Genomic DNA, 24,797 nt, shown 5'->3' on the forward strand with positions numbered 1-24,797 from the left:
AGCACGCGCGCAGCGCCGGCGAGGCGACCGGGGAGCCGCCCGGGGCGGCTACCGCGGGCGGGCGGCGTCCAGCCGCGCGGCAGCGAGGCGCTCGGCGGCGGCGAGCGTTGTGATGCCTTGCTCGCGGGCATCCGTGAAGATCTGCGCGACGACATCGCCGATCGCGGCGACCCGCTCGGTCACGACGGCCCGGTCGGCGTTCGGCTCCGAGGCCAGGGCCAGGTAGATGACGCCGCCGGCGTTCACAACGAAGTCGGGTGCCCAGAGGATGCCCCGCGCGTCCAGCTGGGCGGCACCCTCCGGCTGGGCGAGCTGGTTGTTGGCGGCCCCGACCACCCCGAGCACATTGAGTTCACCGATCACCCGGGCGGTGAGCACCCCGCCGAGCCCGCAGGGCACGAACAGGTCGGCCGGCACGTGGTGCACCTCGTCGACGGGGACCCAGGTCGCGCCGAGGCTGGCGGCGACCTGCTGCTTGCCCAGGTTGACGTCGCTGACCGTGAGGCGTGCCCCGGCGGCGGCGAGCTCGCCGGCAAGGCGGCCGCCGACCTGGCCGAGGCCGGAGATGACGATGTGCCGGCCGGACACCTCGCGGCTGCCGAACAGGGCGTCGAGGGTGGCGAGCACGCTGGCGTAGACGCCGGCCGCGGTCGCGTCGGCCGGTTCGCCCACGCCCCCGCTGGCGGCCGGGAGACCGCAGACGTGGTCGGTGCGTTCCTTCACGATGGCCATCGACTCGGCGTTCGTGCCGACGTCCTCGGCCGTCATGTACGCGCCGTCCAGACTTTCGATGGCGTCGCCGAGGTCGAGCATGACGTCACGCCGCTCCGCCTCGCTCAACTCGGTGCCGAGCGGCACGTGGATCACGGACTTGCCGCCGCCCAGGTTCAGCCCGGCGGCCGCGTTCTTCAGCGTCATGGCCGCGGACAGGCGCAGGGCGTCGGCGACGGCATCCGTCCAGTTCTCGTACTGCCACAGGCGGGCGCCGCCGAGGGCCTGGCCGAGCCGGGTGGAGTGCACGGCCACGGTGATCACGAGGCCCGAACGGATGCCGGTGGTGATCAACACGCGCTCGTGCGTGAATGGGAGGCCGATCAGGGCATCCAGCGAGGTGGTGGGGTGCGTGAGCGTCATGGGGTGGTTCTCCTCGCTGGTCGGCCTTGTGGGCTGGCTGTGCCGCCGCGATCGTGACGCGTCGACTGCACCAGAATAGCCGCGCGACTCCCCGACTGCGCGTCGTGACCGGCGGCGCGTCAGCGCTTCTCGGCCGGACCCTCCTGCACGGGGATGGTCGCGGTGAACTCGGCCGCCCGCGCCTTGGCGTTCTCGTCGCCGGAGAACAGCCCGATGGGCGCGGTGACGGGGTGGGCCGACGGCGCGGCGCGCGCGGGAACCTCCGCACGCGGGGGTTCACGCCGCAGTTCCATCCGTCCCACCGGCAGTGCCTCGGGGTTGTGCGTGTTGAGCCAGTCGATCAGGTTCTCGCGCACGAGGCAGCGGAGGTCGAACAGGGTGGGAGCGTCGGCGGCGGAGACCAGCACGCGCACGCGCACGAAGCCGCCCACGGCATCCGTCACCTGGAGTACGACCACGCGGCCGTCCCAGAGCTCGGTCTGCGCGACGATGCGGTCGAGTTCCACGCGCATGCCGGCTGGGTCGACACGCCAGTCGAGGTCGAACTCGACCGCGCCGAGCAACTCGCTGTTGTGCCGGGTCCAGTTCTGGAACGGGTTGGTGGTGAAGTAGGTCGACGGCAGCACCATGCGGCGGTCGTCCCAGATGTGCACGACCACGTAGGTGAGGGTGATCTCCTCGATCTTGCCCCACTCGGTCTCGACGATGACCACGTCGTCGACCCGCAGGGCGTTGTTGAAGGCCAGCTGGATGCCGGCGAACACGTTCGCGAGAGTGGACTGCGCGGCCAGGCCGGCCACGACGCTGAGCAGACCGGCTGAGGCGAACAGGCTCGCGCCCAGGGTCGCGGCGCCGGGGATGCTGAGCAGCACTGCCCCGATCGCGCAGATGACGATCACGACGACGCCGATGCGCCGCAGCATCCGCAGCTGGGTACGCACCCTTCTCGCGACGCGGTTGTCGCGCACGTCGATGCGGTAGCGGGCGGCCGCCACCTCCTCGAAGAAGTAGAGCAGCGCGCAGACCAGCCAGGTGGACGCGGCGATGAAGAGGGCCCGGAAGAAGAAGTCGACCAGTCGTTCGATCCCCTCGGAGGTCTGCAGGAACAGCGTGTTAACGGTCCAGATCGCGCCCACCAGCAGCGTCAACCGGAACGGCACCCTGACCAGGCCGACCAGCGTGCGCGCCCAGGCTTCCTTCCGGCCCACCACCCGGAAGACCAGGGCGACGATCGCCGTGATCGCCACCGCGGCCACGACCGCGACCGCCAGGGCGACGAGGTAGCCGGTCTGGATGAATCCCTCGAGGTCTGGCACGGCGTTCCTTCCTGCCGGGACGGGTCTGGCGAAGCCACGGTTCCTTCAATCGTGCCAGATTCCGTGGCCGCACCGGGGCTGCCCCGATGAACGCCTAGTGGAAGAAGTGGCGCTCCCCGGTGAAGTACATGCTGACGCCGGCATCCGCGGCCGCCTGGATGACCTCGGCGTCGCGCACGGAGCCGCCGGGCTGCACAACAGCGGTGACGCCCGCGTCGAGCAACACCTGCAGGCCGTCCGCGAACGGAAAGAACGCGTCCGAGGCCGCGACCGAGCCGGCCGCCCGGTCGCCGGCCCGCAGCACCGCGAGGTGGCAGGAGTCGACCCGGTTGACCTGGCCCATTCCGACGCCCACGGATGCCCCGCCGCGCGCCAGCAGGATGGCGTTCGACTTCACGGAGCGGCAGGCCTTCCACGCAAACTCGAGGTCCGCCCGGGTGGCCGCGTCGACCTCGTCGCCGGCCGCGAGGGCCCAGGTCGACGAGTCGAGGTCGTCGAACGTGTCGGACTCCTGCACGAGCAGGCCGCCAGAGATCTGGCGCAGTTCGAGCGAGGATCGGTGGTAGTCAACCGGAAGCTCGAGCAGGCGGATGTTCTTCTTGGCGCTGAGCAGCTCGAACGCGGCCGGCTCGAAACCCGGGGCGACGAGCACCTCGGTGAAGATCTGACTGACGGTCTCGGCCATGCCGAGGGTGACTGTGCGGTTGGCCGCGATGACGCCGCCGAACGCGGAGATCGGGTCGCAGTCGTGCGCGCGGTGGTGCGCGGAGGCGATCGCGTCGGGCGCCTTGGGGTTGGCGACGGCGATGCCGCAGGGGTTGGCGTGCTTGATGATGGCGACGGCCGGTGCGACGAAGTCGTAGGCGGCGCGCACGGCGGCATCCGCGTCGACGTAGTTGTTGTACGACATCTCCTTGCCGTGGCGCTGCACGGCCTGCGCGATGCCCTGTCCGCCCTCACCGAGGTAGAGGGCCGCGGCCTGGTGCGAGTTCTCGCCGTAGCGGAGCACCGCACTGCGGGTGGCCTCGATGACAAGGGTCTCGGGAAACGGCATCTCCTCGGAGAGGGCGTCGCCGATCACGGCGTCGAACTCCTCGAGGATCTCCTCGTCGAGGGCCGCTGCGTCGTCCTGCCACTGGTCGTAGACGTTCTCCGTGAACCAGGCGGAGACGCTCAGGTCGTAGCCGGCGGTGTGCTCGAAGGCGAGCGAGGCCAGCTTCTGGCGCAGCGTCAGCGGGGTGCCGCCGGCCTCGACGGCTGCGATGATCTCGTCGTAGTTGTCGGGGTCCACGACGATGGCGACGTTGGCGTGGTTCTTGGCCGCGGCGCGCACGAGGGCCGGGCCGCCGATGTCGATCTGCTCGATCACGTCGGCCGGGACCGCACTCGACAGGGCGGTCTCGACAAACGGGTACAGGTTCACGACGACGAGCTGGAATGCGGCGATGCCGAGGTCGGCGAGCTGCGCCTCGTGCGCCTCGAGGCGCAGGTCGGCGAGGATACCGGCGTGCACTCCCGGGTGCAGGGTCTTGACCCGGCCGTCGAGGGATTCGGGGAAGCCGGTGACGGCGGAGACATCCGTCACGTCGTGGCCGGCGGCGCGGATGAAGGCGGCCGTTGAACCGGTCGATACGATTTCGACGCCGGTCGCCGCGAGAGCTGCGGCCAGTTCGACCAGACCCGTCTTGTCGCTCACCGAGATGAGGGCGCGCTGCACGGGCACGACGTCGCGGTGGCGGTACAGGCTCGGGGCGTTAGTGGGACCGCTCATATGTGGGGATGCTCCTTGAGATCGACGTGTCCGTTGGCGATATCGAGCACGGCCTGCACCAGCAGGCGACGCTCGACGATTTTGATGCGGTCGTGCAGGGATGCCTGGGTGTCACCGTGCAGCACCGGCACCCGTTCCTGCGCGATGATCGGTCCGTCGTCGACGCCGGTGTCAACCACGATCAGGCTGGCGCCGCTTTCGGCGACCCCGGCGGCGAGCGCGTCACGCACCCCGTGCGTCCCGGGGAATTCGGGCAGGTAGGCCGGATGCGTGTTGAGCAGGTTCGGGGTCAGCGCCGCCACCACCCGGGGCGGCAGCAGGCGCATGAAGCCGCTGAGCACGATGAGGTCGGCGTCCCACTGCTGGATCTGCGCGAGGAGCTCGTCGCCCCAGGCCTCCCGGGACGGATGCGACGTGTACGGCACCGTGAACGTGGAGATGCCGTATTCCTCGCCGAGCACGAGCCCGTCGGCGTCCCGGTCGGAGCCGATGGCCACCACGCGGGCCGGGTATTCGGCGTCGCGGCAGGCCTCGAGCAGGGAGCGAAGGTTGGATCCCCCGCCGGAGATCAGTACGACCAAGTTCAGCACGGGAGAAGCCTACCGGCGAGGGAGCGCGTCGCGCAGCCGGCCGAGGAGACGACCGACCCCGGTATCCCCACTGCGCGCCGCACGTGAAGCGGTTGCCGGCTTCGTGCCCGGCTTCGTTCCCGGCTTCGTGCCCGGCTTCGTTCCCGGCATTTCGCCCGTCGCACCGCGCCCGGAGCCGTTCTCGCCGACCGTGGGCGCGGGAGTCAGGAGACCGAGGCAGGCCGCGATGCCGACCTCGAGCGCGACCAACGCCCCGACCAGCAGCGGGTTCGGGCCGACCTCGACAAGACGGCCCGGGCCGAGAGCTCCGCCCGACCACCAGGCCAGCAGCCCGAGAAGCACACCGGCGACGAACCCGGTGCCGAGGCCCGTGAGGAGCCGTTCCGAGATGGAAGGAGGGACATCCGCGGTCGCCCGCTGCCTCAGGATGACGGCGGCGAGGAAACCGACCAGCAGCGGCACGAGCAGGCCGACAAACCCGAACGCCAGGCTGCCCTGCGGCAGCACGCCAAGGATCGGCAGGCCCGGTACGGTGCCGAGCGAGGTGCCGACCGGGGACACGCTGGTGCCCACGCCCACCGCGATGCCGGGTCCGGCAAACCAGGCCGCGGCCCAGATGACCAGGTTCGGGATCAGCGAAAGCTGCAGGAGTGTGAGCGCGATGCCGCCCAGGACGCCGGCCTGCACGGTCTCGTAGAGTCCGATGATGGTGGCGTAGCTGGTTAGGATCAGCACGAAAACGGTGATCCCGGAGACGCAGAGGATACCGGCGGCCGCGGCCGTTCCGCTCCGCAGCGCCGCGGCTGCGCCCGCGCGCACCGCGACCGGGAGCAGGCCGGCTGCGGCACCCGTGCTGCTGGTGTTGCTGCTGGTGCTGCTGGTGTTGCTGGTGCTGCTGGTGCCATTGAGGCCGTGGACGCTCTTGCCGGCGCTGCTGCCGGCACCGGAACCGCTGACGCTGGCGACGTTGCCGGCGCTGTCGGCACTGCTGCCGGTTGCGCCGCGGCCCGCGCCCCGGACGACTCCCGGGAGGCGGCCGGGCAGGCCGGGGATGCTGCCGATCAGGCGGCCCAGCTGACCCTGGCCGGCGCCGATCAGAACGCCGGTGGCGAAGATGAGCGGAGGCAGAACCAGACCCTGTACCGTCTGGGGGCGCACGGCATCCGTGCCGGCCGACAGCACGAGCAGAGCGGTCAGCAGAGCGTAGCCGGCGATGGCGCCCGTCACCCCGACCCAGCGGTAGGGGGTTTCCGCCGCTCGGCGGCCGGTGCGCAAGCCGAAGAGCACGGCCATCAGCGCGAAGCCCAGCAGTGCGATCGTGATCGGGAACGCGGCGTCCGAGCCGGGCAGGTTCAGGGCGGCGACGAGAGTCGGGTCGAGTTGGACGACCAGGTCGACGCCGTTGCCGACGAGCCAGACGTCGACCGCGGCACGCCAGAACACAAGCCAGTTGACGGCCATGTCGAACTGCGTGGCCCACAGAACCGTGAGCGGAACGAGCGCGATGCCGACCCCGATGGCTACGACAATGAGCGCGTCGAGCGCGGCAAGCAGGGCGGTCGTTAAGCGTTTCATCCGATCGGAGCCTACCGTTTCCGCCGCCCCGGCTCCCCTGCCCCCCGCCGCGCGGTGACGAATTCGACGGAGATTTTGCTCGATCCAGGCTGGAACAGATATTTCGGTCCGGTTCTGACCAAAATCTCCGTCGAATTCGTTCGGGCCCCGGGCACGGCAGAGGCAGGGCGGCAGAGGCACGGCAGGCGGCAGGCACAGGCACGGCAGGCGGCAGGCACAGGCACGGCAGGCGGCAGGCAGAGGCACGGCAGGCAGGCTCGCCGGCCGCGGCCGACAACGCGACAGGGCCCGCCTGGTGAGGCGGGCCCTGTCGTTCGGTGCTTGTGCAGCGATGCCGGTTACAGCGCCGCGAGAACCTCACGCAGCAGGGTGGCGGTCGCGCTCGGCGTCTTGCCGACCTTGACCCCGGCGGCCTCGAGGGCCTCCTTCTTGCCCTGGGCGGTTCCGGCCCCGTTGGAGACGATGGCGCCGGCGTGGCCCATGGTCTTGCCCTCGGGGGCGGTGAAGCCGGCTACGTAGCCGACAACGGGCTTGGTGACGTGGGCCTTGATGTACTCTGCCGCCTTCTCCTCGGCGTCGCCGCCGATCTCTCCGATCATGACGATGGCGAGCGTCTCGGGGTCAGCCTCGAACGCCTCGAGCGCGTCGATGTGCGTTGTGCCGATGATGGGATCGCCGCCGATGCCGATGGCGGTGGAGAAGCCTAGGTCGCGCAGTTCGTACATCATCTGGTAGGTCAGGGTGCCCGACTTGGAGACGAGGCCGACCGGGCCCTTGCCGGTGATGTTCGCCGGCGTGATGCCCACGAGCGCCTCACCGGGGGTGATGATGCCGGGGCAGTTCGGACCGATGATGCGGGTCTTGTTGCCCTTGGCGTTGTTGTAGGCCCAGAACTCGGCCGAGTCCTGCACGGGCACACCCTCGGTGATGATGACGAGCAGCGGGATGCCGGCGTCGATGGCTTCGATGACGGCGTCCTTGGTGAAGGCCGGCGGCACGAACGCGATGGAGACATCCGCGCCCGTCTTTTCGATCGCCTCGGCAACCGTGCCGAACACGGGCAGCTCAACGCTGCCGTGCACGACGGTGGTGCCGGCCTTGCGAGCATTCACGCCGCCGACGACCTGGGTGCCGGCCCTCAGCATGAGGGCGGTGTGCTTGGTGCCCTCACCGCCGGTGATGCCCTGCACGATGACCTTGGAGTCCTTGTTGAGGAAGATTGACATGTTCGAAAATCCTTTACTTCGCGGCGTGGGCGAGTTCGGCGGCCTTGGCGGCACCCTCGTCCATGGTGGCGGCCAGTGTGACGAGCGGGTGGTTGGCCTCGGTGAGGATGCGACGGCCTTCCTCGACGTTGTTGCCGTCGAGGCGCACAACGAGCGGCTTGTTGGCGGCGCTGCCCAGTTCGGCGAGCGCGCCCACGATGCCCTTGGCCACAGCGTCACAGGCGGTGATGCCGCCGAAGACGTTGACGAACACGGCCTTGACCTGCGGGTCACCGAGGATGACGTCGAGACCGGCGGCCATGACCTCGGCGGATGCTCCGCCCCCGATATCGAGGAAGTTGGCAGGCTTGACGCCGCCGTGGTTTTCGCCGGCGTAGGCGACGACGTCCAGGGTGCTCATCACGAGTCCGGCGCCGTTGCCGATGATGCCCACTTCGCCGTCGAGCTTGACGTAGTTGAGGTCGTTCTCCTTGGCCTTCGCCTCGAGCGGGTCGGCAGCGGCCGCATCCTCGAGGAGGGCGTGCCTCGGGTGGCGGAAGCCGGCGTTTTCGTCGATCGTGACCTTGCCGTCGAGGGCGATGACGTCGCCCTCTTCGGTCAGCACGAGCGGGTTGACCTCGACCAGGGTCGCGTCTTCACCGGTGAATACGTTGTAGAGCTGCACGAAGACGGGTGCGACCTTGTCGACGAGGTCGGCCGGGAACTTCGCGTCGACCGCGATCTGACGGGCCGTGTTCAGGTCGATCCCGGCAATCGGGTCGATGGCCGTGTAGGCGAGCGCTTCGGGCTTCTCGACAGCGAGAACCTCGATCTCCACGCCACCCTCGTAGCTCGCGAGCGAGAGGTAGGAGCGGTTGGTGCGGTCCAGCAGCACGGAGAAGTAGAACTCCTGCGCAATACGGGCTCCGCCGGCCACCATGACCCGGTTGACGGTGTGGCCCTTGATGTCGAGTCCGAGGATGGCGCGCCCGGCGGCTTCAGCGTCGTCGGGGGTCTTCGCCACCTTCACGCCGCCGGCTTTGCCGCGGCCGCCGACCTTGACCTGGGCCTTGACGACAACAACGCCGCCCAACTTCTCGGCCGCGGTACGCACCTCCTCCGGAGTGTCCGCGATGATGCCCGGCAGAACCGGGACTCCATACTGTTCAAACAGGTCTCGTGCCTGATATTCGTAAAGATCCACGCTGCTCTTCCAATCCGCGTCGTAGCGTTCCTGCAAGGTCTTGAGGGGCAAGGGCACGGATGCCCGCGCCGCAGATAGCTCGACATCAAGACATACGTACCATTTGAAACTCTATCGGTCCCCGCCGACATCGCGAACACGCCGTGCGCCGCACGTCGGTCGCCGTGAAGTTGCCGCCGTGAGGCAAGCCAGTCCTTGCTGGCGCGGCACGCATCCGCCTGCTTGGATTCAGTCATGACTGAACCCGAACACGGCGTCGATCCCCACTCCGCCGACCATGCCTCGCGCCTGAACTGGCTGCGGGCCGGCGTGCTCGGAGCCAACGACGGCATCGTGTCGGTTGCGGCCCTGGTGGTCGGCGTCGCGGCGGCGACCACGGATGCCTCGGCGATCCTGATCGCGGGTGTCGCCGCCCTGCTCGCCGGCGCGATCTCGATGGCCCTGGGCGAGTACGTCTCGGTGAGCAGCCAGCGCGACACCGAGCGCGCCCTGATCGCCAAGGAGACCTGGGAACTCGAGAACATGCCCGAGCAGGAGCTCGCCGAACTGGCCGACCTTTACCAGGCAAAGGGGCTCACCCCCCGGACGTCGAAGCAGGTGGCCCTCGAGCTGACCGCGCACGACGCCCTCGCCGCGCACCTCGAGGTGGAACTCCACATCGGCGCCGACGAGCTGTCGAACCCGTGGCACGCCGCCTACGCCTCCGCCATCGCGTTTACGGTCGGCGCGAGCCTGCCGCTGCTGGCGGTGCTGCTGCCGCCGCCGGAGTGGCGCCTGCCGGCCACTTTTCTCGCCGTCGCGATCGCCCTGGTCATCACCGGCTGGCTGAGCTCCTACCTCGGCGGCAGTCCGAAAGCCCGCGCGATCTCCCGGGTGCTCGTTGGCGGCCTGCTCGCGCTCGGAGTCACCTGGGCGATCGGCTCCCTGCTCGGCACCGCGGTCTGATCGGCAACGCGGTCTGATCGGCACCGCGGCCGGATCGGCAACGCGGTCTGACCCTCCGGGCCCCCGTAGGCTGGAAGCATGGCAATCCAGCAGAGCAGTCGGTCCAGTCTCCTCCTCGCGGCGGGACTCGACGCCGCCCTGGTGCTGGTCTTCGTGCTGATCGGCCGGGCCAGCCACCAAGAGGATATTCTCGGCACCCTGATCACCGGGCTGCCCTTCCTTGGCGGTCTCCTCGTGGGCTGGCTCATCATGCGCGCCTGGCGCAGCCCGCAAAAGATCGTCTGGACAGGCACCGGAATCTGGCTCTTCGCCGTCGGCGTCGGGATGCTGCTGCGCACCGTGAGCGGGCAGGGAACGGAATTCAGCTTCGTCGTCGTGGCGACCGTCGTGCTCGGGGTGTTCCTGCTCGGCTGGCGCGGGCTCGCGGTGCTCCTCCGCCACCGGCAGGCTCGCACCCGCGCCGTCGCACGTACGCTCGCCGAACGGTGAGCAGAGCTCCTCTCCCCACGGGCCACAGGGTTGAGGAGCCGAACTCACGGCTCGGCGAGTCTCTCGAGTACGCGGCGCTTCAGCGTCTCCGGCCTGAACGAATTCGACGGAGATTTTGCCAGAAACGGCCCTTATTACCCTCGAAAAGCCGTTTTTCAGGAGAATCTCCGTCGAATTGGTTCGCCGCGGGCACGGCGCTCCTCCGGGGGTGAACGGCGCCACGCGATGCGGTCGGCTCTGATCTTCCGAGAGCGACAGAACCAATCGGTTTGACGAGGCCGGCTACTCCCGGGGTCCGGGCTCGCCGGGCTCCTCGGTTCCCCGGTCGTCGTCCTCGTCGTCAAGCTCAACCGGGCGCTGGTCGGCGTCGATCATCCACACCGCATCTCCGTGCTCGGCGAGCGGCACATCCTTGTCGAGGGTCAGTTCGATGTCATCGATCTCGCGGTCTTCGTCGAGTCCGTCGCTCGTCGCATCCGCTCGCCGCGGCCAGAGTCCCTCCGGGTCGCTCGCCATGATGACACCTCCAGTTTGATGGGAGCCGCCCCGTTCGGGCATCCCCGCGGCGGCAACGCTACGCTCCCGAGCCGCAAGCGACAAGGAAGGGCATCCAGGCAGGGCGACAGGCCCCGCGCCCGCGAGCCCGGTCAGGCCGACGCTGCCCGCAGGCCCGACGCTGCCCGCAGGCCCGGCGTGGCCAGCAGCGAACCGTCGCGCAGCACCGCCAGCACATCGATCGGGAAAGCCTCCGTGCTGCGGTCCAGTGCCGCCTGCCCGCCGGCGACGATGGCCGTGGCCAGCACATCCGCGGTCACGATGTCCCGGGCGAAGACGGTGACCTGGCGGTAGGGCGACACCCCGCCGTCGACGGTGGTCCAGATGTGGTCGCCGCGCTCCGCGCTGCCCGAGGTGGCCACGGCCCGCACCGGCAGGGTCAGCGGCACCGTGGCGAGCAGGGTTCCTCGGTCTAGAGGGTCGACGATCCCGGCCGACCAGCCGAGGCCGGACGCCCGGTCACCGCCGACGAGGATGTCCCCGCCTGCGTTGAGCGACCAGTCCCGGGCTCCGATTCGGTTCAGCAGGTCTCCGGCCTCCGCGATCGCGAGGCTCTTGACGATGCCGGACAGGTCGATGGCGCCGTCGGCGCGGTGCGGGGTGAAGACCCCGTCGGTGCGGCCCCGCCACGCCAGGGCGAGCGCGTAGCAGTTGCGGAGTTCGGGCCCGGCCTGGGTGAGCCGCAGCTCGCCGCGGTTGACGCGGCTGAGCTCCGACCCCTCCCGGTGGAGGCTGAAGCGTTCGTTCCAGCCTCGGAACACCTCCACGACCGCGTTCCGGGCAGCAGCCAGGCGGGCGTCGTCGTGCGGGGCGGCGCCGTCACCGAGACGGATGCTGATGACGGTCCCCATGCTCAGGGCCGTGATCGCCGTGTGACCGGCCACCGCGCTAGAACTGTGCGGCATCGAGGGCTGCCTGGAGCGAACGGAGGTACCCCTGGGTCGTGTACGTCGCGCCGCTGACGTTCGCCACGTCGGCGGACTGCGCGGCGAGCACCTCTTCCCGCAGGATCGGGGCCGCCCGGTTGCTGATCTGGACCGACTTCCGGTCGTCATTGGTCAGCTGCAGCGGGGTGACCATGGTGATCGTGCCGTTGTCGATGGTCACCGACACCTGCATCGGGCCGAACCGGGTCTGCACGGCTGAGCCCTCGAACGTGCCGGTGACGCTGGTGGGCGCGAGCGCCTCGGCGACAGGTGCCGACGCGTCGATCGTGGTCGTCGCACCGCCCGTGCCACCACCCGTCGAGGACACGCCCGTCGTTTCGTTGGACGGCGGCCTCGTCAGGGTCGTCGTCAGCGTGGCCTGCAGGGATTGCACGGCGGGGGCTCCGACGAGCCAACCCACCGACAGAACGGAAACGGAAGCCAGGGCGGCCGCAGCCGCTGCTCGAATTCTCACCAGTCAAACCTTTCGAAATGAATCTGTCGCGGGGGAAGGCCGGCCGAGCGGGCATCCCGCACGACCTCATCAGTCCACCGCCGTGGACCACAGACATACACGTCCGCGTCACGCAGCCGCGGCACCAGGGTCAGCAGGTTCACCGGGCCCGCCACCGCGTCGGCGGGCAGCCAACTCCCCACACCCGGCGGCCGCTTCCCCACGATGACGCGGAACTCCGCACCCCGCGCCCGGCACAACTCGGCGAGTTCGTCGGCCAGGTAGCTGTCTGCGAGCGTGTGGGAGCGCAGGATGACCGTGGCCTGCCCGGGCAGGAAACTCGCCGTCTCCAACAGGGAGCGGATCGGGGCGACGCCGATACCGGCGGCCACGAGCACGATCCGCGGTGACGTTCTGGCCCGGTCGGTGAACAGTCCGTATGGGCCCTCGACGCTCACCCGGGTGCCCCGGCGCAGGCCGCCGAGCGCGGCAGAGGCGTCGCCAAGGGAGCGCACCGTGATGCGCAGGGAGTTGCCGGTGGGCGCGGCCGAGAGGGAGAACGGATGCGCCTGCCACCAGAGCCCGGGAGTCCAGAACCGCCAGATGAAGAACTGCCCGGCGTCGGCCTGAAGCCGGGCCAGGCGGTGGCCGGACACACGGATCGAGACGACGCCGTCGGCGACCCGGTCGACGCCCTCCACCCGCAGCCGGGCCCTCAGCGAGCGGACGACCGGCAGGATGACCCGGAAGACGAGGATCGAGCCGGCCACCCCCACGTACAGGGCCAGCCAGTAAAACCACTGCGGCGAGCCGGCGACCAGGAGGGCCCCGACGGTGAGCTGGTGCGGCAGCGACGCCAGCACGGCCACGTAGGAGAGCAGGTGCACGATGTGCCACACCTCGTACGGCAGGCGGTGCCGAACGATCACGATCGAGCTGACGACCACCAGCACCAGGAGTCCGAGGCCGATGACGGCCAGGAGCATGTCCGGCAGCACGGTCAGCATGCGCCACACCTCGGCGACGACGCTGATCTCGCCGGCCAGCGCGTAGCCCACGATCAAAAGCCCGGCGTGCGCGAGGATCAGGGAGAGCGCCGGCTTACCGAGCGACTGGTGCAGGGCCATCGCACCGTCGTGGCCGAAGGCCCGGTCGATGGCGGGCAACCGTGCGGCCAGCAGCATCATGATCAGGAGCAGGTCTGTGCCGATCAGTCCGGCCAGCACGCCGAGGAAGGTGAGCACGTCTGCGGGGGTGGCGAAGCGGGCAGCGCCGCCATCGGCCAGGAACAGGGCGATGACGAGGGCGACGGAGACGGTACAGAGAACCTGCAGGGTGTCAGCCAGCCGCATCCGTTGCCGGTATTCGGGGCGCACTCGCGGCGCGGGAGCAGTGCGCCGACGCGGCGGGGTGGTGCGGGTGTCGATGCTCATGCGAAGAGCCTCGCGAGCGTACCAATCGACGGGCTATCGAAAAGCTGGGAGCAACCTGTGCAGTTCCTAAGCGTTCAGGGGTGGACGCTTTCCACCGAGCCGACGCGAATGCTGCCGGGCGGGGCCGCGCGCCGCGCGCACGATCAGCACCGCGACCACGCCGCCGAGCGCGGTTTCCACCACCCGGTCGACCAGCAGCGTCGGCACGGCGACCGGGTCGGCCAGGTGAGCCACGGTCAGCGCCAATGGCGTGACGAACAGCAGGGCGGCGCCGTAGTGCCTGCCGATCAGGATTTCCGCGCCGAACTGGCCGATCGCGATCACCGCGATCAGCACCCAGACGGATGGCCCGGGCAGCAGCACGAGGGCGGTCACCGCCACTCCGAGCGCGGTACCGATGATGCGGTGCACCGCCCGGGAGATGGAGTGCGCGGCACGGGGCGGCGGGAGCACGGCGACCACGCTCACCACTGCCCGGTAGGGGTGCCCGATGCTCACGAAGAGGGCGAGCCCGCCGGCCAGCAGCACGCCGACCTGGTGCTGCAGGATGGTGAGCCACACCTGGACGTCGCGGAACGCGGCCGGTCGCAGCAGCGGCGTGCGCGGCAGCTCCTTGAACAGGTCGCCGGAGCGGTCTCCGACCAGGCGCCGAAACGCCCAGCCGGACATGGTGAGCAGCCAGGCCAGCGCGGCGCTCGTCACTGCCACCAACAGGCGCGGCAGCATCTCGTCGACCGGCGCGGGCACCTGCGCACAGACCAGGTAGGCGAAGACGAAGAAGATCGGCGTGCCGGGGAACAAGCCATACGTCGATGCCAGCAGGATCCCCGCCGTGATCACGAGCAGGAGCCCGAGCACCAGGGCCGGCAGGGTTGCCTCGGCCACGCTCATCACGAGCCCGGCGGCGACGCTGACCAGCAGGAAGGCCGCGGCGCGCCGGGACCCGCGGCACGCGGCTCCGCCACTAGAGCTTCTCGATCGGCGCGATCTTGATCAGAAGCTTCTTTGCGCCCGCCGTGTCGAACTGGACGTGCGCGATGCGCTTGGTGCCGTCACCGGTGACCTGGTTGACGCGGCCGTCGCCGAAATCGACGTGACGGATGCGGTCGCCCTGCATCAGGGTGAGGTCACCGTTGTCGCGCACCTGGCTCGGCACCCGGCTGGCCCATTCGGTCTTCTTCTTCGGCGCGGGCGGCAGCGCCTGCGGGTCACCGCGCCCCGCGAACCCGCCGCCGAACCCGTCGCGTCTCGCGTTCAGCGCCCGGGGCTGGGTACCGCCGCGGGAGTTCGCCATGCCCGGGGACTGCTTCCAGTCGATCAGGTCGACGGGGATCTCCTGCAGGTAGCGACTGGGCATGGCCACGTTAATGTCGCCGAACTGGGCCCGGGTCATCGCCAGGGAGAGGTAGAGCCTCTGGCGGGCTCGGGTGATGCCCACGTAGAACAGGCGCCGCTCCTCGGCGGGCCCGCCGGGCTCGTTGGCCGACATCTGGTGCGGCAGCAGGCCCTCCTCCACGCCGGTCAGGAACACGGCCTCGTATTCGAGTCCCTTCGCCGTGTGCAGGGTCATCAGGGACACCGTTCCGGAGGCGTCGTCGAGGTCGTCGGCGGCGGCGACCAGGGACACCTGGGTGAGGAAGTCGACCAGTCCCGAGTCGGGGTTCTCCTTGTTGAAGTCCTTGGTCTGGGCGACGAGTTCCTCGATGTTCTCGGCGCGCGCCTCGTCTTGCGGGTCGCGGCTGCCTCGCAGCAGGCTGAGCAGTCCGCTGCCATCGAGCAGGAACGTAAGCAGCTCGGACACGTTCGCCGTGCCGGCCGGGTTCTCCGGGTCGAGCTTCAGCGCCGCCTCGTCGAGCAAGGTTGCCAGCTTCAGGATGGCCCCGGTCACCTTGGGGCCGAGGCCCAGCGATGCGCAGTCGCGCATCGACTGCCGGAAGCTGATCTGGTTCGCCTCCGCGAAGCTCGCCAGCGCCGTCTCGGTGGCCGGGCCGATTCCGCGCTTGGGGGTGTTCAGGATGCGACGCAGCGCCAGTTCGTCGTTCGGGTTCGCGACGGCGATCAGGTATGCCAGCGCATCCTTGATCTCAGCCCGCTCGTAGAACTTGGTGCCGCCGACGACCCGGTAGGGCACCGCGGAGCGCACCAGGATTTCTTCAAGCGCACGGGTCTGCGCGTTGGTGCGGTAGAACACGGCCATGTCGCGGTAGGCCATGCCGGCGCGGTGCAGCACCTCGATCTCGTCCGAGACGAACTGGGCCTCGTCGTGACCGGAATAGGCCGTGTAGCCCACGATCTTCTCGCCGTCGCCGCCCGCGCTCCACAGTTTCTTGTCTGTGCGGTCGAAGTTGTGGCCGATCACCGCGTTGGCGGCCGAGAGGATGTTCTGGGTCGAGCGGTAATTCTGCTCGAGCAGGATCACCCTGGTGCCCGGAAAGTCGCGCTCGAACTCGCTGATGTTGCGGGTGTCCGCGCCTCGGAAGGCGTAGATCGACTGGTCGGAGTCGCCGACCACGGTGAGCGAGGCTCCCGGGATGCCGCCGGAGGCGTCGCGCAGGTTGCGCACGTGCACACCGGTCGCCTCCATCTCCTCGGCCAGGTCGGGCTCGACGGGACGGGTCAGCTCGCGCACCAGCGAGTACTGCGCGTGGTTGGTGTCCTGGTATTCGTCGACCAGGATGTGGCGGAACCGGCGCCGATAGAGGGCCGCGACCTTCGGGAACGCGCGGAACAGGTAGACCGTCTCGCCGATCAGGTCGTCGAAGTCGAGGGCGTTGGCCGCGCGCAGCCGATGGGTGTACTGCCGGAAGATCTCGACGAACATGACCTCCTGCGGGTCGCTCATGTTCGCGTTGCGGGCGTAGGAGTCGGCGTCCGCGAGCTCGTTCTTGAGCTTGGAGATCTTCGCTGACGCATTACCGGGCGTGAAGCCGAGCGTATCGGCGTCGAGGGCCTTGATGATGCGCTTGAGCGTGACCTTGGTGTCGGCCGAGTCGTAGATGCTGAACGTGGCGGAGAGGCCCGCGCTTTCCGCTTCGCGGCGCAGGATGCGCACGCAGGAGGAATGGAAGGTGCTGATCCACATGCCGTCGGCCCCCTGGCCGAGGATCGCCCGCACCCGCTCCCGCATCTCCGCCGCGGCCTTGTTGGTGAAGGTGATGGCGAGGATCTGGCTCGGCCAGGCCTCGCGGCTCTCCAGCAGACTGGCGATGCGGCGGGTGAGCACGCTGGTCTTCCCGGATCCGGCGCCCGCGATGATCAGCAGCGCCGGTCCGCGGTACAGCACGGCCTCGCGTTGCTGGGGGTTGAGCCCTTCGAGCAGTGGACTCTCTCGGTCCCGCGGAGCCGCTCCGTCCAGGATGATGGGCACCGCGGAGGGGACCTGGCGGGCGGGCGTGTGGTCCGGGTCGAAGAGGGTCGTCATATCGCTCCCAATTCTAGGTGCTGCGTCTGACACCGCCCCGGTGCGGGGCAGCGCCCCGGTCAGTCCTCCGCGGCCAGCTCGTCCCGCACGAGCACCGCCAGGTCGGGGTGGTCGGCGAAGACCCCGTCGATCCCGGTGCCGAGGATGGTGCGGAACTCGGCCTGCCAGTTTCCGAAGTCGGCCCGCAGCCGCCCACGGCGGAACGTCTTCGCAAGGTACCGGTTCTCCGGGCGCAGCGTCCAGCAGTAGATCTCCAGGTCCGCGGCGTGCGCGGCGTCGACCAGGTCGGAGGCGCCGGAGACGTGACCATCGGCATCCGTGGCCAGGATGAGGGATTTGGGCACGCTGATCCCGTCGACCGTGCCGCTCAGCCCGTAGAGCCCGGTGTCGGAGAGGTAGTCGGCGTAGTGGGGCGCTTTCGGCCCGAGCAGCGCGACCTCGTCGGCGGGTTTGCCGCGCGCCTCGAGCAGGAAGACACGCTTGCCGTAGATGCCGCGCGCGTAGACCTTGTCGAGGAGGCTGCGCTCGAAGCTCTCGATGGTGAGGCGGCCGTCGCCGGCGTTCCAACCGGCGTCGTTGACCTCGGCGGCGAACAGCTCGTCGAGCGGAAGCCCGATCGACTCGAAGTAGGTGGCGTGCTTGAGCTCGGCGACGACGCCGATGGGCCGGCGCACCCGTCCGGACAGCCGGTCCATCAGCTTGAACACGTCCCGCAGGCGCAGCAGGGGGAACCGGTCGTCGAAGGTGGCGCTTGCCTTCCGCACCTCGGGCAGGCGCTCCCGGGCGCGCAGGGTGCGCAGCTCGGCCCAGGTGAAGTCCTCGGTGAACCAGCCGGTGAGCCGGATGCCGTCGATCACCTTGGTCGCCCGGCGGCCGGCGAACTCGGGGTGCGCTGCGACATTCGTCGTCGCCCCGATCTCGTTCTCGTGGCGCACCACCAGTACACCGTCGCGGGTGGCGACGATGTCAGGCTCGACCGCGTCCGCGCCGAGAGCGACGGCCAGTTCGTAGGCGGAACGGGTGTGCTCTGGTCGGTAACCGCTCGCCCCGCGGTGACCGATCACAATCGGCTGCATTTGCCAACCCTACGCGTGCAACTGCCAGAATCGAGGCGATGACACCCTGGACCGTTCCACCGACCCGCCTGCACCGGTGGGGCAGCTACCGCGCCCGCTACGCGACCGGACTGACGCTGGTCGTGCTCGGGGTGCTTGCCACGAACTTCACCAGTACCTACAGCCTGTTCTTCCTGGCCATCGGCCCGCCCCTGCACGTGCTGGGCTGGCTGATTCTGCCGGGGGCCCTGTGGCGGCGGCTCACGGTTCTGGTTCCGGCCCTGCTGTGCAGCATCCTGCTGCTGGGCGGAGCCGATTTCAACGGTGTCTTCGCCGTGCTTCTGGCCTGCTGGCTGCTCGTGCGGCACCGCCCGTGGTTGAGCTACCTGGCCCTGATCCCGTCGATCACGATGAGTTTCCTGCTCAAGGACGCGCTGAACAATTACGACCAGAACTGGGTCGGTTATCTAATCGGTTTCATCACCACGGCGGCCTCCTCCTGGCTCGCCTGGTGGCTGGCCGGCTGGTCGGCGGGGCGCCGCCCCCGGTCACCGCGAGTCGCAAACCTGAATACGGCGGATCCCCAGCAGATCTGAATAGAATCTAGGAACTGTCCAGCACTTACCGGTGTTGGCTCCGCTACCTACCCACTTGATTGTGAGCTTCGGCAACCATGGCATCTTCCAACCCCGCATTCTCCCGAAACGCCGCGTTCGGCGCTCCTGGCGCCACTGCAGGTGGCAAGGTGCTCTCCGACAGCGACCTGCAGGGCATGTTCAACGCTCCCTCCGCCGGTTCACAGGACACCGACCGGATGAGCTACGACGACACCATCCGCAAGACGGTGCTCAGCTTCGCCTTGCTGCTGGTGACCGCAGCCATCGGCTGGCTGGTCACCCCGGTGACGATGCTGCCGCTCATCGTCGGCGCGATCGCGGGTCTGGTCCTCGGACTGGTCAACGCGTTCAAAAAGGAGCCGTCGCCGCCCCTGATCCTCGCGTACGCCGCGGCCCAGGGCCTCTTCGTCGGTGGCATCTCGATCGTCTTCGAGCAGCTCTACCCGGGTGTCGTCACCCAGGCCGTGCTCGCCACACTCGTCGTCGTCGGCGTCACGCTGGCCCTCTTCGCCAGCGGCAAGATCCGCGCCTCCAAGAAGGCCACCAAGGTCTTCATGATCGCCATGATCGGCTACGGCGTGTTCTCGCTGATCAACTTCGGCATGATGGTCTTCGGCGCGACCGACAACGCGTTCGGTCTTCGCAGCGCCGAGATCTTCGGCATCCCGATCGGCCTCCTGATCGGCGTCCTCGCCGTGATCATGGCCGCGTACTCGCTGGTGCTCGACTTCGACTTCATCCAGCGCGGCGTCAACAACCGAATCCCCCGCAAGTACGGCTGGACCGGCGCCTTCGGCATCATGCTCACCGTCGTCTGGCTCTACGTCGAGATGCTCCGCATCTTCGCCATCGCCCGCGAGTAGTACCCACCCCGCCGCACGACCGCACGCAGAAAGGGCCGCCCCATCGGGGTGGCCCTTTCTGCGTCCTCACCCCCAAAGTTGCTTGTCCCTCAGCGATCGCGAGGCGGGGAGAGGGCGTGTCGCGGGGTGTCGCGTTATGGGCGGCGGATGCCGGCCCCGGAGCGAAGCGGAGGGTCCGGCATCCGCCGCCCATTGTTTGAGCTGAGGAGCGACACGCTCACTCCCCGCGTCACAACCGGGAGTATTCCCCTACTCCCATTCGATGGTCCCCGGCGGCTTGGACGTGACGTCGAGCACGACGCGGTTCACCCCGTCCACCTCGTTCGTGATCCGGTTCGAGATCCGCGCCAGCAGGTCGTACGGCAGGCGGGTCCAGTCGGCCGTCATGGCGTCTTCCGACGACACCGGGCGCAACACGATCGGGTGCCCGTAGGTGCGGCCGTCACCCTGCACGCCCACGGACCGCACGTCGGCGAGCAGCACCACCGGGCACTGCCAGATCTCACGGTCGAGGCCCGCGGCGCTCAGCTCGGCGCGCACGATCGCATCCGCGTGGCGAAGCAGGTCGAGCCGGTCCTGGGTGATCGAGCCCACGATGCGGATGCCGAGGCCGGGTCCGGGGAACGGCTGGCGCTGCACGATCTCGGCCGGCAGTCCCAGCTCGGCGCCGATCGCGCGCACTTCGTCTTTGAACAGGGTGCGCAGCGGTTCGATCAATTCGAACTGCAGGTCTTCCGGCAGGCCCCCGACGTTGTGGTGGCTCTTGATGTTGGCGGTGCCGCTGCCGCCGCCGGACTCGACGACGTCCGGGTACAGGGTGCCCTGCACGAGGAAGCGGATCGGGTCTTCATTCGTTGCCGCCGCTTCCTTGATCAATTCGGCCTGAGCCTGCTCGAAGGTGCGGATGAACTCACGACCGATGATCTTGCGCTTGGTCTCCGGGTCGCTGACGCCCTCCAGCGCGGTCAGGAACCGCTCACGCACATCGACGGTGACCAGACGCACGCCGGTGGCCTTGACGAAGTCTTCCTCGACCTGACGGCGCTCGTCCTGGCGGAGCAGGCCGTGGTCGACGAACACGCAGACGAGCTGGTCGCCGATGGCCTTGTGCACGAGGGCAGCGGCCACGGCGGAATCGACTCCGCCGGAAAGCCCGCAGATGACCTTGCCGGTGCCGACCTGGGCCTGGATGCGGGCCACCTGTTCGGCGATGACGTTGCCGCTGTTCCAGTCGGCGGGGATGCCGGCGGCGCGGTGCAGGAAGTTCTCGAGCACGTTCTGGCCGAATTCGGAGTGCTTGACCTCGGGGTGCCACTGCACGCCGTAGAGCCGGCGCGTATCGTTCGCGAAGGCGGCGACCGGGGTGGAGCTCGTGGACGCGAGCACCGAGAAGCCGGCGGGGGCTTTCGACACGGAGTCACCGTGGCTCATCCACGCCGTCTGCTCGGCCGGCTGCCCGGCCAGCAGCGCGTTGCCGCTGTCGGTGACTCTGACCGGGGTCGCGCCGTACTCGCTCCGGCCAGTGCGGGCCACCTCGCCGCCAAGGGTCGTGGCCATCACCTGAAAGCCGTAGCAGATGCCCAGGATCGGGATGCCCAGGTCGAAGATGTCCGGGTCGAAGGTGGGGGCACCCTCGGCGTAGACGCTGGACGGCCCGCCGCTGAGCACGATGCCGAGCGGGTTCTTCTCCGCGACCTCGGCCGCGGTGATCGAATGGGCCACGATCTCGGAGTAGACGGATGCCTCGCGCACCCGGCGCGCGATCAGCTGCGCGTACTGGGCACCGAAGTCGACCACCAGAACGGGGCGGGCACCGGTCGAGGCGCTCACAGCGGCGCTCACGAGCGGGCCTCGGCCCCAGCGGCAGCGGCAGCGGCAGCCGAGTCGGCGTGCGTCGCCAGGAAGGCGTTGACCTCGCGCGCGACGCGCACCTCGAGGAAGAAGGACAGGGTAGGAATGATGCCTCCGAGTGCGATCAGCAGAAACTTGGGGAATGACCAGCGCATCAGGCTCCAGAGCTGGAAGTCACTGAACAGGTAGAGCACGTACAGCCAGCCGTGCACGATCAGGATGCCGGTGCTCAGGTTGAATGCGGTCACCGAGTCCCGGGCGACGAGGGCGATGATCCCGTTCGGGCCGCCGACTTCGATTTCGAGCTGCAGCACGAACTTCAGGAAGACCTCGACGCAGAGCAGCAGCAGGAAGACACCGGTGATGACCGAGGAAACCTTGTAGAGCCGGAGCGCACCGGGGATTTTGGGGATGTCGGCAGGCTTGGGGTCAAGTGGCATGGGCCAATTCTAGACGGCCTCCGTCGCGTCGATGGCGGCCTGCTCCTGCTGACGCTCCCAGTCGTCCCGAACCAGGCGGTACCAGAGGAACACCGCGAAGCCGGCGAAGACTGCCCACTCGAGGGCGTAGAAGATGTTCAGCCAGTTGACCGATGCGTCGTTGCCGGGCACGGGCGAGTCGATCACGGTGAGGTTCGCGGCAGCACCCGTGTCGACGATGTAGCCGGCGTAGACGGACTGGTCGGTGAAGTCCGCCCACCGGTTGATCAGCGCGGCGGTGGAGACCGTGGTCTGGGTGCGCGGGTCGCTGTCCTCGTCCGGCACGACGGGAGCCTCGGAGGGAACGAAGCGGCCCGTCACGGTCTGCTGCTGCGCGGCGGCCTGCGCCGAGAGCGCCTCGATCGCCGACCTGGCCTCCTCCTCGGTTGCGGCCCAGCCGCGAGCCACGGCGATGGTGGAGACGGGCACGGATGCCGTTTCCACCGTCGACAAGCGGCTCACTACCCAGAAACCGCTGTCGCCCCCGTTGAGGCGTTCGCTGATCAGCGCGTCGTCCCCCGGCACGAAGGAGCCGTCCACGGTGACCAGCTGGCCGGTCGCTGACTCGCGCGGCGGCCCGTCCGGCGACACCGCCTCGTGGAGCGGCTGCACGGTCTCGGTGCTGCGCTCCACGACTTCGCCGGACGCGATGGCGCGTTCGAGCTGCCACCGGCCGAGCAGGGCGAAGGCCGCGGCGATCGCGAGCGCCAGCAGCAGCGCGATCAGCCAGCGCGGCCGGAGCATGGTTGTGATCATGAGTAGTCCCCTGAAGCGGTGTCACGCGCTGGCTTGTCGACCGGGCCGGTTTCGGCCGGGCGCCGGCCGGAGATGAAGTCGAGCATGGAGTCCGGGGCCGCGGACGCCGGTCCGTCGGCCGCGGCGGCATCTGCCTCCGAGTCGGCGGTCGCGTCGGCAGGCGCCATGGCCGACCCCGCGCCGGGTGCCGCGGCGGTCGGGCGCTGGCGGTGGTCGGCGAGGAGACGGTCGGCGGCGCGTTGAGCATCCGTGCCGGTGTCGGCGGCGGTGGCCGCCTCGACCAGGGCGATTTCCTCCGCCAGCATCACGTCGTGGGCGCGTTTCCGTGCCGGGACGGCTTTCCGGCGTCGCCGCAGGGCCGCGCCGATCTTCTCGGAGTTCGCCGCGAAGAGCGGCCCCAGGATCGCCATCGTGAGCACGTAGAGGCCTGCGAAGGGCTGCAGCCGCTGATCGAGACCAGCGGTCACCGACAGGGTTGCCAGGATCAGCGTGAACTCGCCGCGGTTGACGAAGATGGCCGCGGTGTTGAGTCCCTCCCGCGGGCCCATGCCGTGCAGTTTCGCCATCAGCATTCCGGAGATCAGGCTGAGCACGAAGGTCATGCCGACGGCCGCGAACACGATGGTGATCACCGACCCGAATTCGGCCACGTTCAGCGCGAGGCCGAAGTTGAGGAAGAAGAAAGCCCCGAACACGTCGCGCAGGGGTACGGCGACGCGCTCGATCCGGCCGCGGTACGTGCTCGCGCCGAGCACCACCCCGATCAGGAAGGCCCCGATCGCATCCGTCACGCCGATGATCTCACCGATCCCGGCAAAGAGCACGGCGAGCCCGAAGAAGAGGATGGTGAACAGTTCGTCGTCCTTGGTGCGCATCAGCCGGGAGACGACTTTAGCGCCCCAGCGGGCCACCGAGAACATCACGACGAGAAAGAGGAAGGCGATGCTCAGTTGCAGCACGATCGGCCAGGCCTCGGTCTTGCCGCTGAGCACGACGGAGACGATCGCCAGGTAGACCGCGATGAAGATGTCGCCGACGACGGTCACGCCGAGGATCATCGGAGTTTCCTTGTTGGCAAGCCGGCGCAGTTCAATCAGGAGCTTGGTGATGATGGCGCTCGAGGAGGTGCCGGTCATTCCGGCGATCACAAGGGCCTCCCGGCTGCCCCAGCCGACCATCAGGCCGAACGCGAAGCCGACTCCCATGTTGATCAGAACGTAGGAGCCGCCGGAAATCAGGAGTTTTCCGGCGTCGCCGAAGAACGCCTCCTGGTCGAATTCGAGGCCAAGGCTGAACAGGAGCAGGATCAGCCCGAAAATGGCGATCAGTTCGATGTCCGCCGACTGGAAGTCCAGCGGGAACCAGCCGGTGTTCGGGCTGGCCAGGAGCCCGACAATCATGTAGATGGGGATGGACGGCAGCCCGATCAGCTTTCCGGCACGACCGAGGAGATAGGCAACGACGAGCAGGATGCCAAGAGTGATGAGGTCTTCGCCGAGTTGCATGTACTAGCCCCCGGGCGGCGCGTCGACGGACTTGGCCTTAACCTCGCCGGTGCGGAAGAAGGCGAAGGCCTTCGCGACCTTCTCGGGCGAGCCGGCGACGACGAGCGTGTCGCCGGGGAAGACACGGAAGTCGTGGGCGGGCGCCGGGTTCGCGGACTCCCCGCGGACGACGGCCACGACCGTCAGACCGGCTATGCCGCGGTCGGCGGGGTTGCCGAGCGCCTGGCCGGCGATGTGGTCTTCGTAGTCGACGGTGAACCAGTCGATGCTGAGGCCGGGGATCTGGTCGAGTGCGGTGAGCGACTCGGTGATCTGGGTGCCGCCGAGAAGCTCGGCGAGTGTGTGCGCTTCGTCTTCGTTCAGCCGCAGGGACACCTTGGCGGCGTCGGGGCCGCCCTCGTCGTCCGCGAAGGTGATGAGGTCGCTGTGCCCCGAGCGGTGGGCGATGACGCCCACTTTGCCGCCGTCATCCGTGATGAAGGTGTGCAGCACTCCCACCCCGGGAAGTTTGACCCGCCGAACGTCAACCATGGTGCAACTCCTGAGGTTTGTGGGCAGTCAGCCCAGTCTACCGGAGCGAGTTTGCGTGCCTCCCGCCCGCTGTCGCGCCGCCAGCCCCGCGGCCCCGCGGCCCGCCGCCGCGCCGCCGCGCC

The 24,797-nt window shown here is 69.0% G+C and carries 23 protein-coding genes; 4 read left to right on the forward strand and 19 right to left on the reverse strand.

Features of this window, described 5'->3' with window-relative positions; genetic code table 11:
• Nucleotides 1-48 precede the first annotated feature (48 nt).
• The 7 genes from E3O54_RS03590 to sucC all read right to left on the reverse strand — a co-directional run bounded on the left by E3O54_RS03590 (nt 49) and on the right by sucC (nt 8,795).
• Nucleotides 49-1,134 carry a Glu/Leu/Phe/Val dehydrogenase family protein gene (locus tag E3O54_RS03590; protein WP_134400968.1) on the reverse strand — a complete coding sequence of 362 codons (1,086 nt, stop codon included), beginning with the start codon at nt 1,132-1,134 and terminating at the stop codon, nt 49-51.
• A 119-nt stretch (nt 1,135-1,253) separates the two neighbouring features.
• Complete coding sequence (locus E3O54_RS03595) at nt 1,254-2,450, reverse strand: mechanosensitive ion channel family protein (RefSeq protein WP_134342989.1); 1,197 nt, start codon at nt 2,448-2,450, stop codon at nt 1,254-1,256.
• A gap of 94 nt (nt 2,451-2,544) precedes the next feature.
• Entirely contained in the window at nt 2,545-4,221 is a 1,677-nt protein-coding gene (gene purH / locus E3O54_RS03600) for a bifunctional phosphoribosylaminoimidazolecarboxamide formyltransferase/IMP cyclohydrolase (RefSeq protein ID WP_134400969.1), read from the reverse strand.
• Entirely contained in the window at nt 4,218-4,811 is a 594-nt protein-coding gene (gene purN / locus E3O54_RS03605; protein ID WP_104100902.1) for a phosphoribosylglycinamide formyltransferase, read from the reverse strand. Before purN ends, purH begins: the two co-directional genes overlap by 4 nt.
• A gap of 9 nt (nt 4,812-4,820) precedes the next feature.
• Nucleotides 4,821-6,386, reverse strand: coding sequence for a DUF6350 family protein (locus tag E3O54_RS03610; protein WP_174720182.1), 1,566 nt, complete (start codon nt 6,384-6,386; stop codon nt 4,821-4,823).
• A 338-nt stretch (nt 6,387-6,724) separates the two neighbouring features.
• Nucleotides 6,725-7,612 carry a succinate--CoA ligase subunit alpha gene (sucD, locus tag E3O54_RS03615; protein WP_104100903.1) on the reverse strand — a complete coding sequence of 296 codons (888 nt, stop codon included), beginning with the start codon at nt 7,610-7,612 and terminating at the stop codon, nt 6,725-6,727.
• A 13-nt stretch (nt 7,613-7,625) separates the two neighbouring features.
• Complete coding sequence (sucC, locus tag E3O54_RS03620; protein ID WP_104101020.1) at nt 7,626-8,795, reverse strand: ADP-forming succinate--CoA ligase subunit beta; 1,170 nt, start codon at nt 8,793-8,795, stop codon at nt 7,626-7,628.
• A 234-nt stretch (nt 8,796-9,029) separates the two neighbouring features.
• Between sucC and E3O54_RS03625 the strand changes: the two genes are divergently transcribed.
• Together E3O54_RS03625 and E3O54_RS03630 are read left to right on the forward strand one after the other, a co-directional pair.
• Complete coding sequence (locus E3O54_RS03625; protein WP_104171802.1) at nt 9,030-9,740, forward strand: VIT family protein; 711 nt, start codon at nt 9,030-9,032, stop codon at nt 9,738-9,740.
• Nucleotides 9,741-9,818: 78 nt separating this feature from the next.
• Nucleotides 9,819-10,229: a DUF3054 domain-containing protein gene (locus E3O54_RS03630; RefSeq protein WP_134400970.1), complete on the forward strand. Its 411-nt coding sequence runs from the start codon at nt 9,819-9,821 to the stop codon at nt 10,227-10,229.
• Between the two features lie 282 nt (nt 10,230-10,511).
• On the opposite strand, the gene E3O54_RS03635 is transcribed toward E3O54_RS03630, so the two are convergent.
• The 7 genes from E3O54_RS03635 to E3O54_RS03665 form a co-directional block, all read right to left on the reverse strand.
• Nucleotides 10,512-10,745, reverse strand: a complete 234-nt coding sequence (locus tag E3O54_RS03635; RefSeq protein ID WP_134375397.1) for a hypothetical protein — start codon at nt 10,743-10,745, stop codon at nt 10,512-10,514.
• A 131-nt stretch (nt 10,746-10,876) separates the two neighbouring features.
• Nucleotides 10,877-11,689 (reverse strand): FAD:protein FMN transferase, encoded by an 813-nt coding sequence (locus tag E3O54_RS03640; protein ID WP_241976735.1) that lies wholly within the window; start codon nt 11,687-11,689, stop codon nt 10,877-10,879.
• Entirely contained in the window at nt 11,673-12,185 is a 513-nt protein-coding gene (locus E3O54_RS16195; protein ID WP_166784698.1) for an FMN-binding protein, read from the reverse strand. The genes E3O54_RS03640 and E3O54_RS16195 overlap by 17 nt, the downstream gene beginning before the upstream one ends.
• Nucleotides 12,182-13,597 carry a ferric reductase-like transmembrane domain-containing protein gene (locus E3O54_RS03650; protein WP_241976736.1) on the reverse strand — a complete coding sequence of 472 codons (1,416 nt, stop codon included), beginning with the start codon at nt 13,595-13,597 and terminating at the stop codon, nt 12,182-12,184. Before E3O54_RS03650 ends, E3O54_RS16195 begins: the two co-directional genes overlap by 4 nt.
• 66 nt (nt 13,598-13,663) lie before the next feature.
• A complete protein-coding gene (locus E3O54_RS03655; RefSeq protein ID WP_134400971.1) occupies nt 13,664-14,488 on the reverse strand; it encodes an FUSC family protein in 825 nt (274 codons plus the stop codon).
• Nucleotides 14,489-14,561: 73 nt separating this feature from the next.
• Nucleotides 14,562-17,018: an ATP-dependent helicase gene (locus E3O54_RS03660; protein ID WP_104100909.1), complete on the reverse strand. Its 2,457-nt coding sequence runs from the start codon at nt 17,016-17,018 to the stop codon at nt 14,562-14,564.
• A 59-nt stretch (nt 17,019-17,077) separates the two neighbouring features.
• Nucleotides 17,078-18,094 (reverse strand): glycerophosphodiester phosphodiesterase family protein, encoded by a 1,017-nt coding sequence (locus E3O54_RS03665; RefSeq protein WP_134375401.1) that lies wholly within the window; start codon nt 18,092-18,094, stop codon nt 17,078-17,080.
• Nucleotides 18,095-18,132: 38 nt separating this feature from the next.
• On the opposite strand from E3O54_RS03665, the gene E3O54_RS03670 reads away from it, so the two are divergent.
• Together E3O54_RS03670 and E3O54_RS03675 are read left to right on the forward strand one after the other, a co-directional pair.
• Nucleotides 18,133-18,669, forward strand: coding sequence for a hypothetical protein (locus E3O54_RS03670; RefSeq protein ID WP_134342982.1), 537 nt, complete (start codon nt 18,133-18,135; stop codon nt 18,667-18,669).
• Nucleotides 18,670-18,746: 77 nt separating this feature from the next.
• Entirely contained in the window at nt 18,747-19,553 is an 807-nt protein-coding gene (locus tag E3O54_RS03675; protein WP_134400972.1) for a Bax inhibitor-1/YccA family protein, read from the forward strand.
• A gap of 249 nt (nt 19,554-19,802) precedes the next feature.
• On the opposite strand, the gene guaA is transcribed toward E3O54_RS03675, so the two are convergent.
• The 5 genes from guaA to E3O54_RS03700 are packed head-to-tail and all read right to left on the reverse strand — an operon-like array spanning nt 19,803 to nt 24,675.
• Entirely contained in the window at nt 19,803-21,395 is a 1,593-nt protein-coding gene (guaA, locus tag E3O54_RS03680; RefSeq protein ID WP_233191399.1) for a glutamine-hydrolyzing GMP synthase, read from the reverse strand.
• Nucleotides 21,392-21,844 carry a DUF3817 domain-containing protein gene (locus tag E3O54_RS03685; RefSeq protein ID WP_104100913.1) on the reverse strand — a complete coding sequence of 151 codons (453 nt, stop codon included), beginning with the start codon at nt 21,842-21,844 and terminating at the stop codon, nt 21,392-21,394. The genes guaA and E3O54_RS03685 overlap by 4 nt, the downstream gene beginning before the upstream one ends.
• Before the next feature lie 9 nt (nt 21,845-21,853).
• Entirely contained in the window at nt 21,854-22,639 is a 786-nt protein-coding gene (locus tag E3O54_RS03690; protein WP_134400973.1) for an SURF1 family protein, read from the reverse strand.
• Entirely contained in the window at nt 22,636-24,144 is a 1,509-nt protein-coding gene (locus E3O54_RS03695) for a cation:proton antiporter (protein WP_104100915.1), read from the reverse strand. The genes E3O54_RS03690 and E3O54_RS03695 overlap by 4 nt, the downstream gene beginning before the upstream one ends.
• Nucleotides 24,145-24,147: 3 nt before the next feature.
• Nucleotides 24,148-24,675: a cation:proton antiporter regulatory subunit gene (locus tag E3O54_RS03700; protein WP_104100916.1), complete on the reverse strand. Its 528-nt coding sequence runs from the start codon at nt 24,673-24,675 to the stop codon at nt 24,148-24,150.
• Nucleotides 24,676-24,797 lie beyond the last annotated feature (122 nt).

This window comes from Cryobacterium sp. TMT2-4 (assembly GCF_004402575.1).
In the GTDB taxonomy this organism is placed as follows: domain Bacteria; phylum Actinomycetota; class Actinomycetes; order Actinomycetales; family Microbacteriaceae; genus Cryobacterium; species Cryobacterium sandaracinum.

Bases quoted from the DNA above. Each gene is read 5' to 3' on its own strand.
- E3O54_RS03650 (WP_241976736.1), bottom strand. From the start codon at position 13,597: ATGAGCATCGACACCCGCACCACCCCGCCGCGTCGGCGCACTGCTCCC.
- E3O54_RS03695 (WP_104100915.1), bottom strand. From the start codon at position 24,144: ATGCAACTCGGCGAAGACCTCATCACTCTTGGCATCCTGCTCGTCGTT.
- purH (WP_134400969.1), bottom strand. From the start codon at position 4,221: ATGAGCGGTCCCACTAACGCCCCGAGCCTGTACCGCCACCGCGACGTC.
- E3O54_RS03640 (WP_241976735.1), bottom strand. From the start codon at position 11,689: ATGCCGCACAGTTCTAGCGCGGTGGCCGGTCACACGGCGATCACGGCC.
- sucD (WP_104100903.1), bottom strand. From the start codon at position 7,612: ATGTCAATCTTCCTCAACAAGGACTCCAAGGTCATCGTGCAGGGCATC.
- E3O54_RS03655 (WP_134400971.1), bottom strand. From the start codon at position 14,488: ATGAGCGTGGCCGAGGCAACCCTGCCGGCCCTGGTGCTCGGGCTCCTG.
- E3O54_RS03610 (WP_174720182.1), bottom strand. From the start codon at position 6,386: ATGAAACGCTTAACGACCGCCCTGCTTGCCGCGCTCGACGCGCTCATT.
- E3O54_RS03685 (WP_104100913.1), bottom strand. From the start codon at position 21,844: ATGCCACTTGACCCCAAGCCTGCCGACATCCCCAAAATCCCCGGTGCG.
- E3O54_RS03690 (WP_134400973.1), bottom strand. From the start codon at position 22,639: ATGATCACAACCATGCTCCGGCCGCGCTGGCTGATCGCGCTGCTGCTG.
- E3O54_RS03660 (WP_104100909.1), bottom strand. From the start codon at position 17,018: ATGACGACCCTCTTCGACCCGGACCACACGCCCGCCCGCCAGGTCCCC.
- E3O54_RS03675 (WP_134400972.1), top strand. From the start codon at position 18,747: ATGGCATCTTCCAACCCCGCATTCTCCCGAAACGCCGCGTTCGGCGCT.
- E3O54_RS03590 (WP_134400968.1), bottom strand. From the start codon at position 1,134: ATGACGCTCACGCACCCCACCACCTCGCTGGATGCCCTGATCGGCCTC.
- E3O54_RS03625 (WP_104171802.1), top strand. From the start codon at position 9,030: ATGACTGAACCCGAACACGGCGTCGATCCCCACTCCGCCGACCATGCC.
- E3O54_RS03700 (WP_104100916.1), bottom strand. From the start codon at position 24,675: ATGGTTGACGTTCGGCGGGTCAAACTTCCCGGGGTGGGAGTGCTGCAC.
- E3O54_RS03630 (WP_134400970.1), top strand. From the start codon at position 9,819: ATGGCAATCCAGCAGAGCAGTCGGTCCAGTCTCCTCCTCGCGGCGGGA.
- E3O54_RS03635 (WP_134375397.1), bottom strand. From the start codon at position 10,745: ATGGCGAGCGACCCGGAGGGACTCTGGCCGCGGCGAGCGGATGCGACG.
- E3O54_RS03665 (WP_134375401.1), bottom strand. From the start codon at position 18,094: ATGCAGCCGATTGTGATCGGTCACCGCGGGGCGAGCGGTTACCGACCA.
- E3O54_RS03670 (WP_134342982.1), top strand. From the start codon at position 18,133: ATGACACCCTGGACCGTTCCACCGACCCGCCTGCACCGGTGGGGCAGC.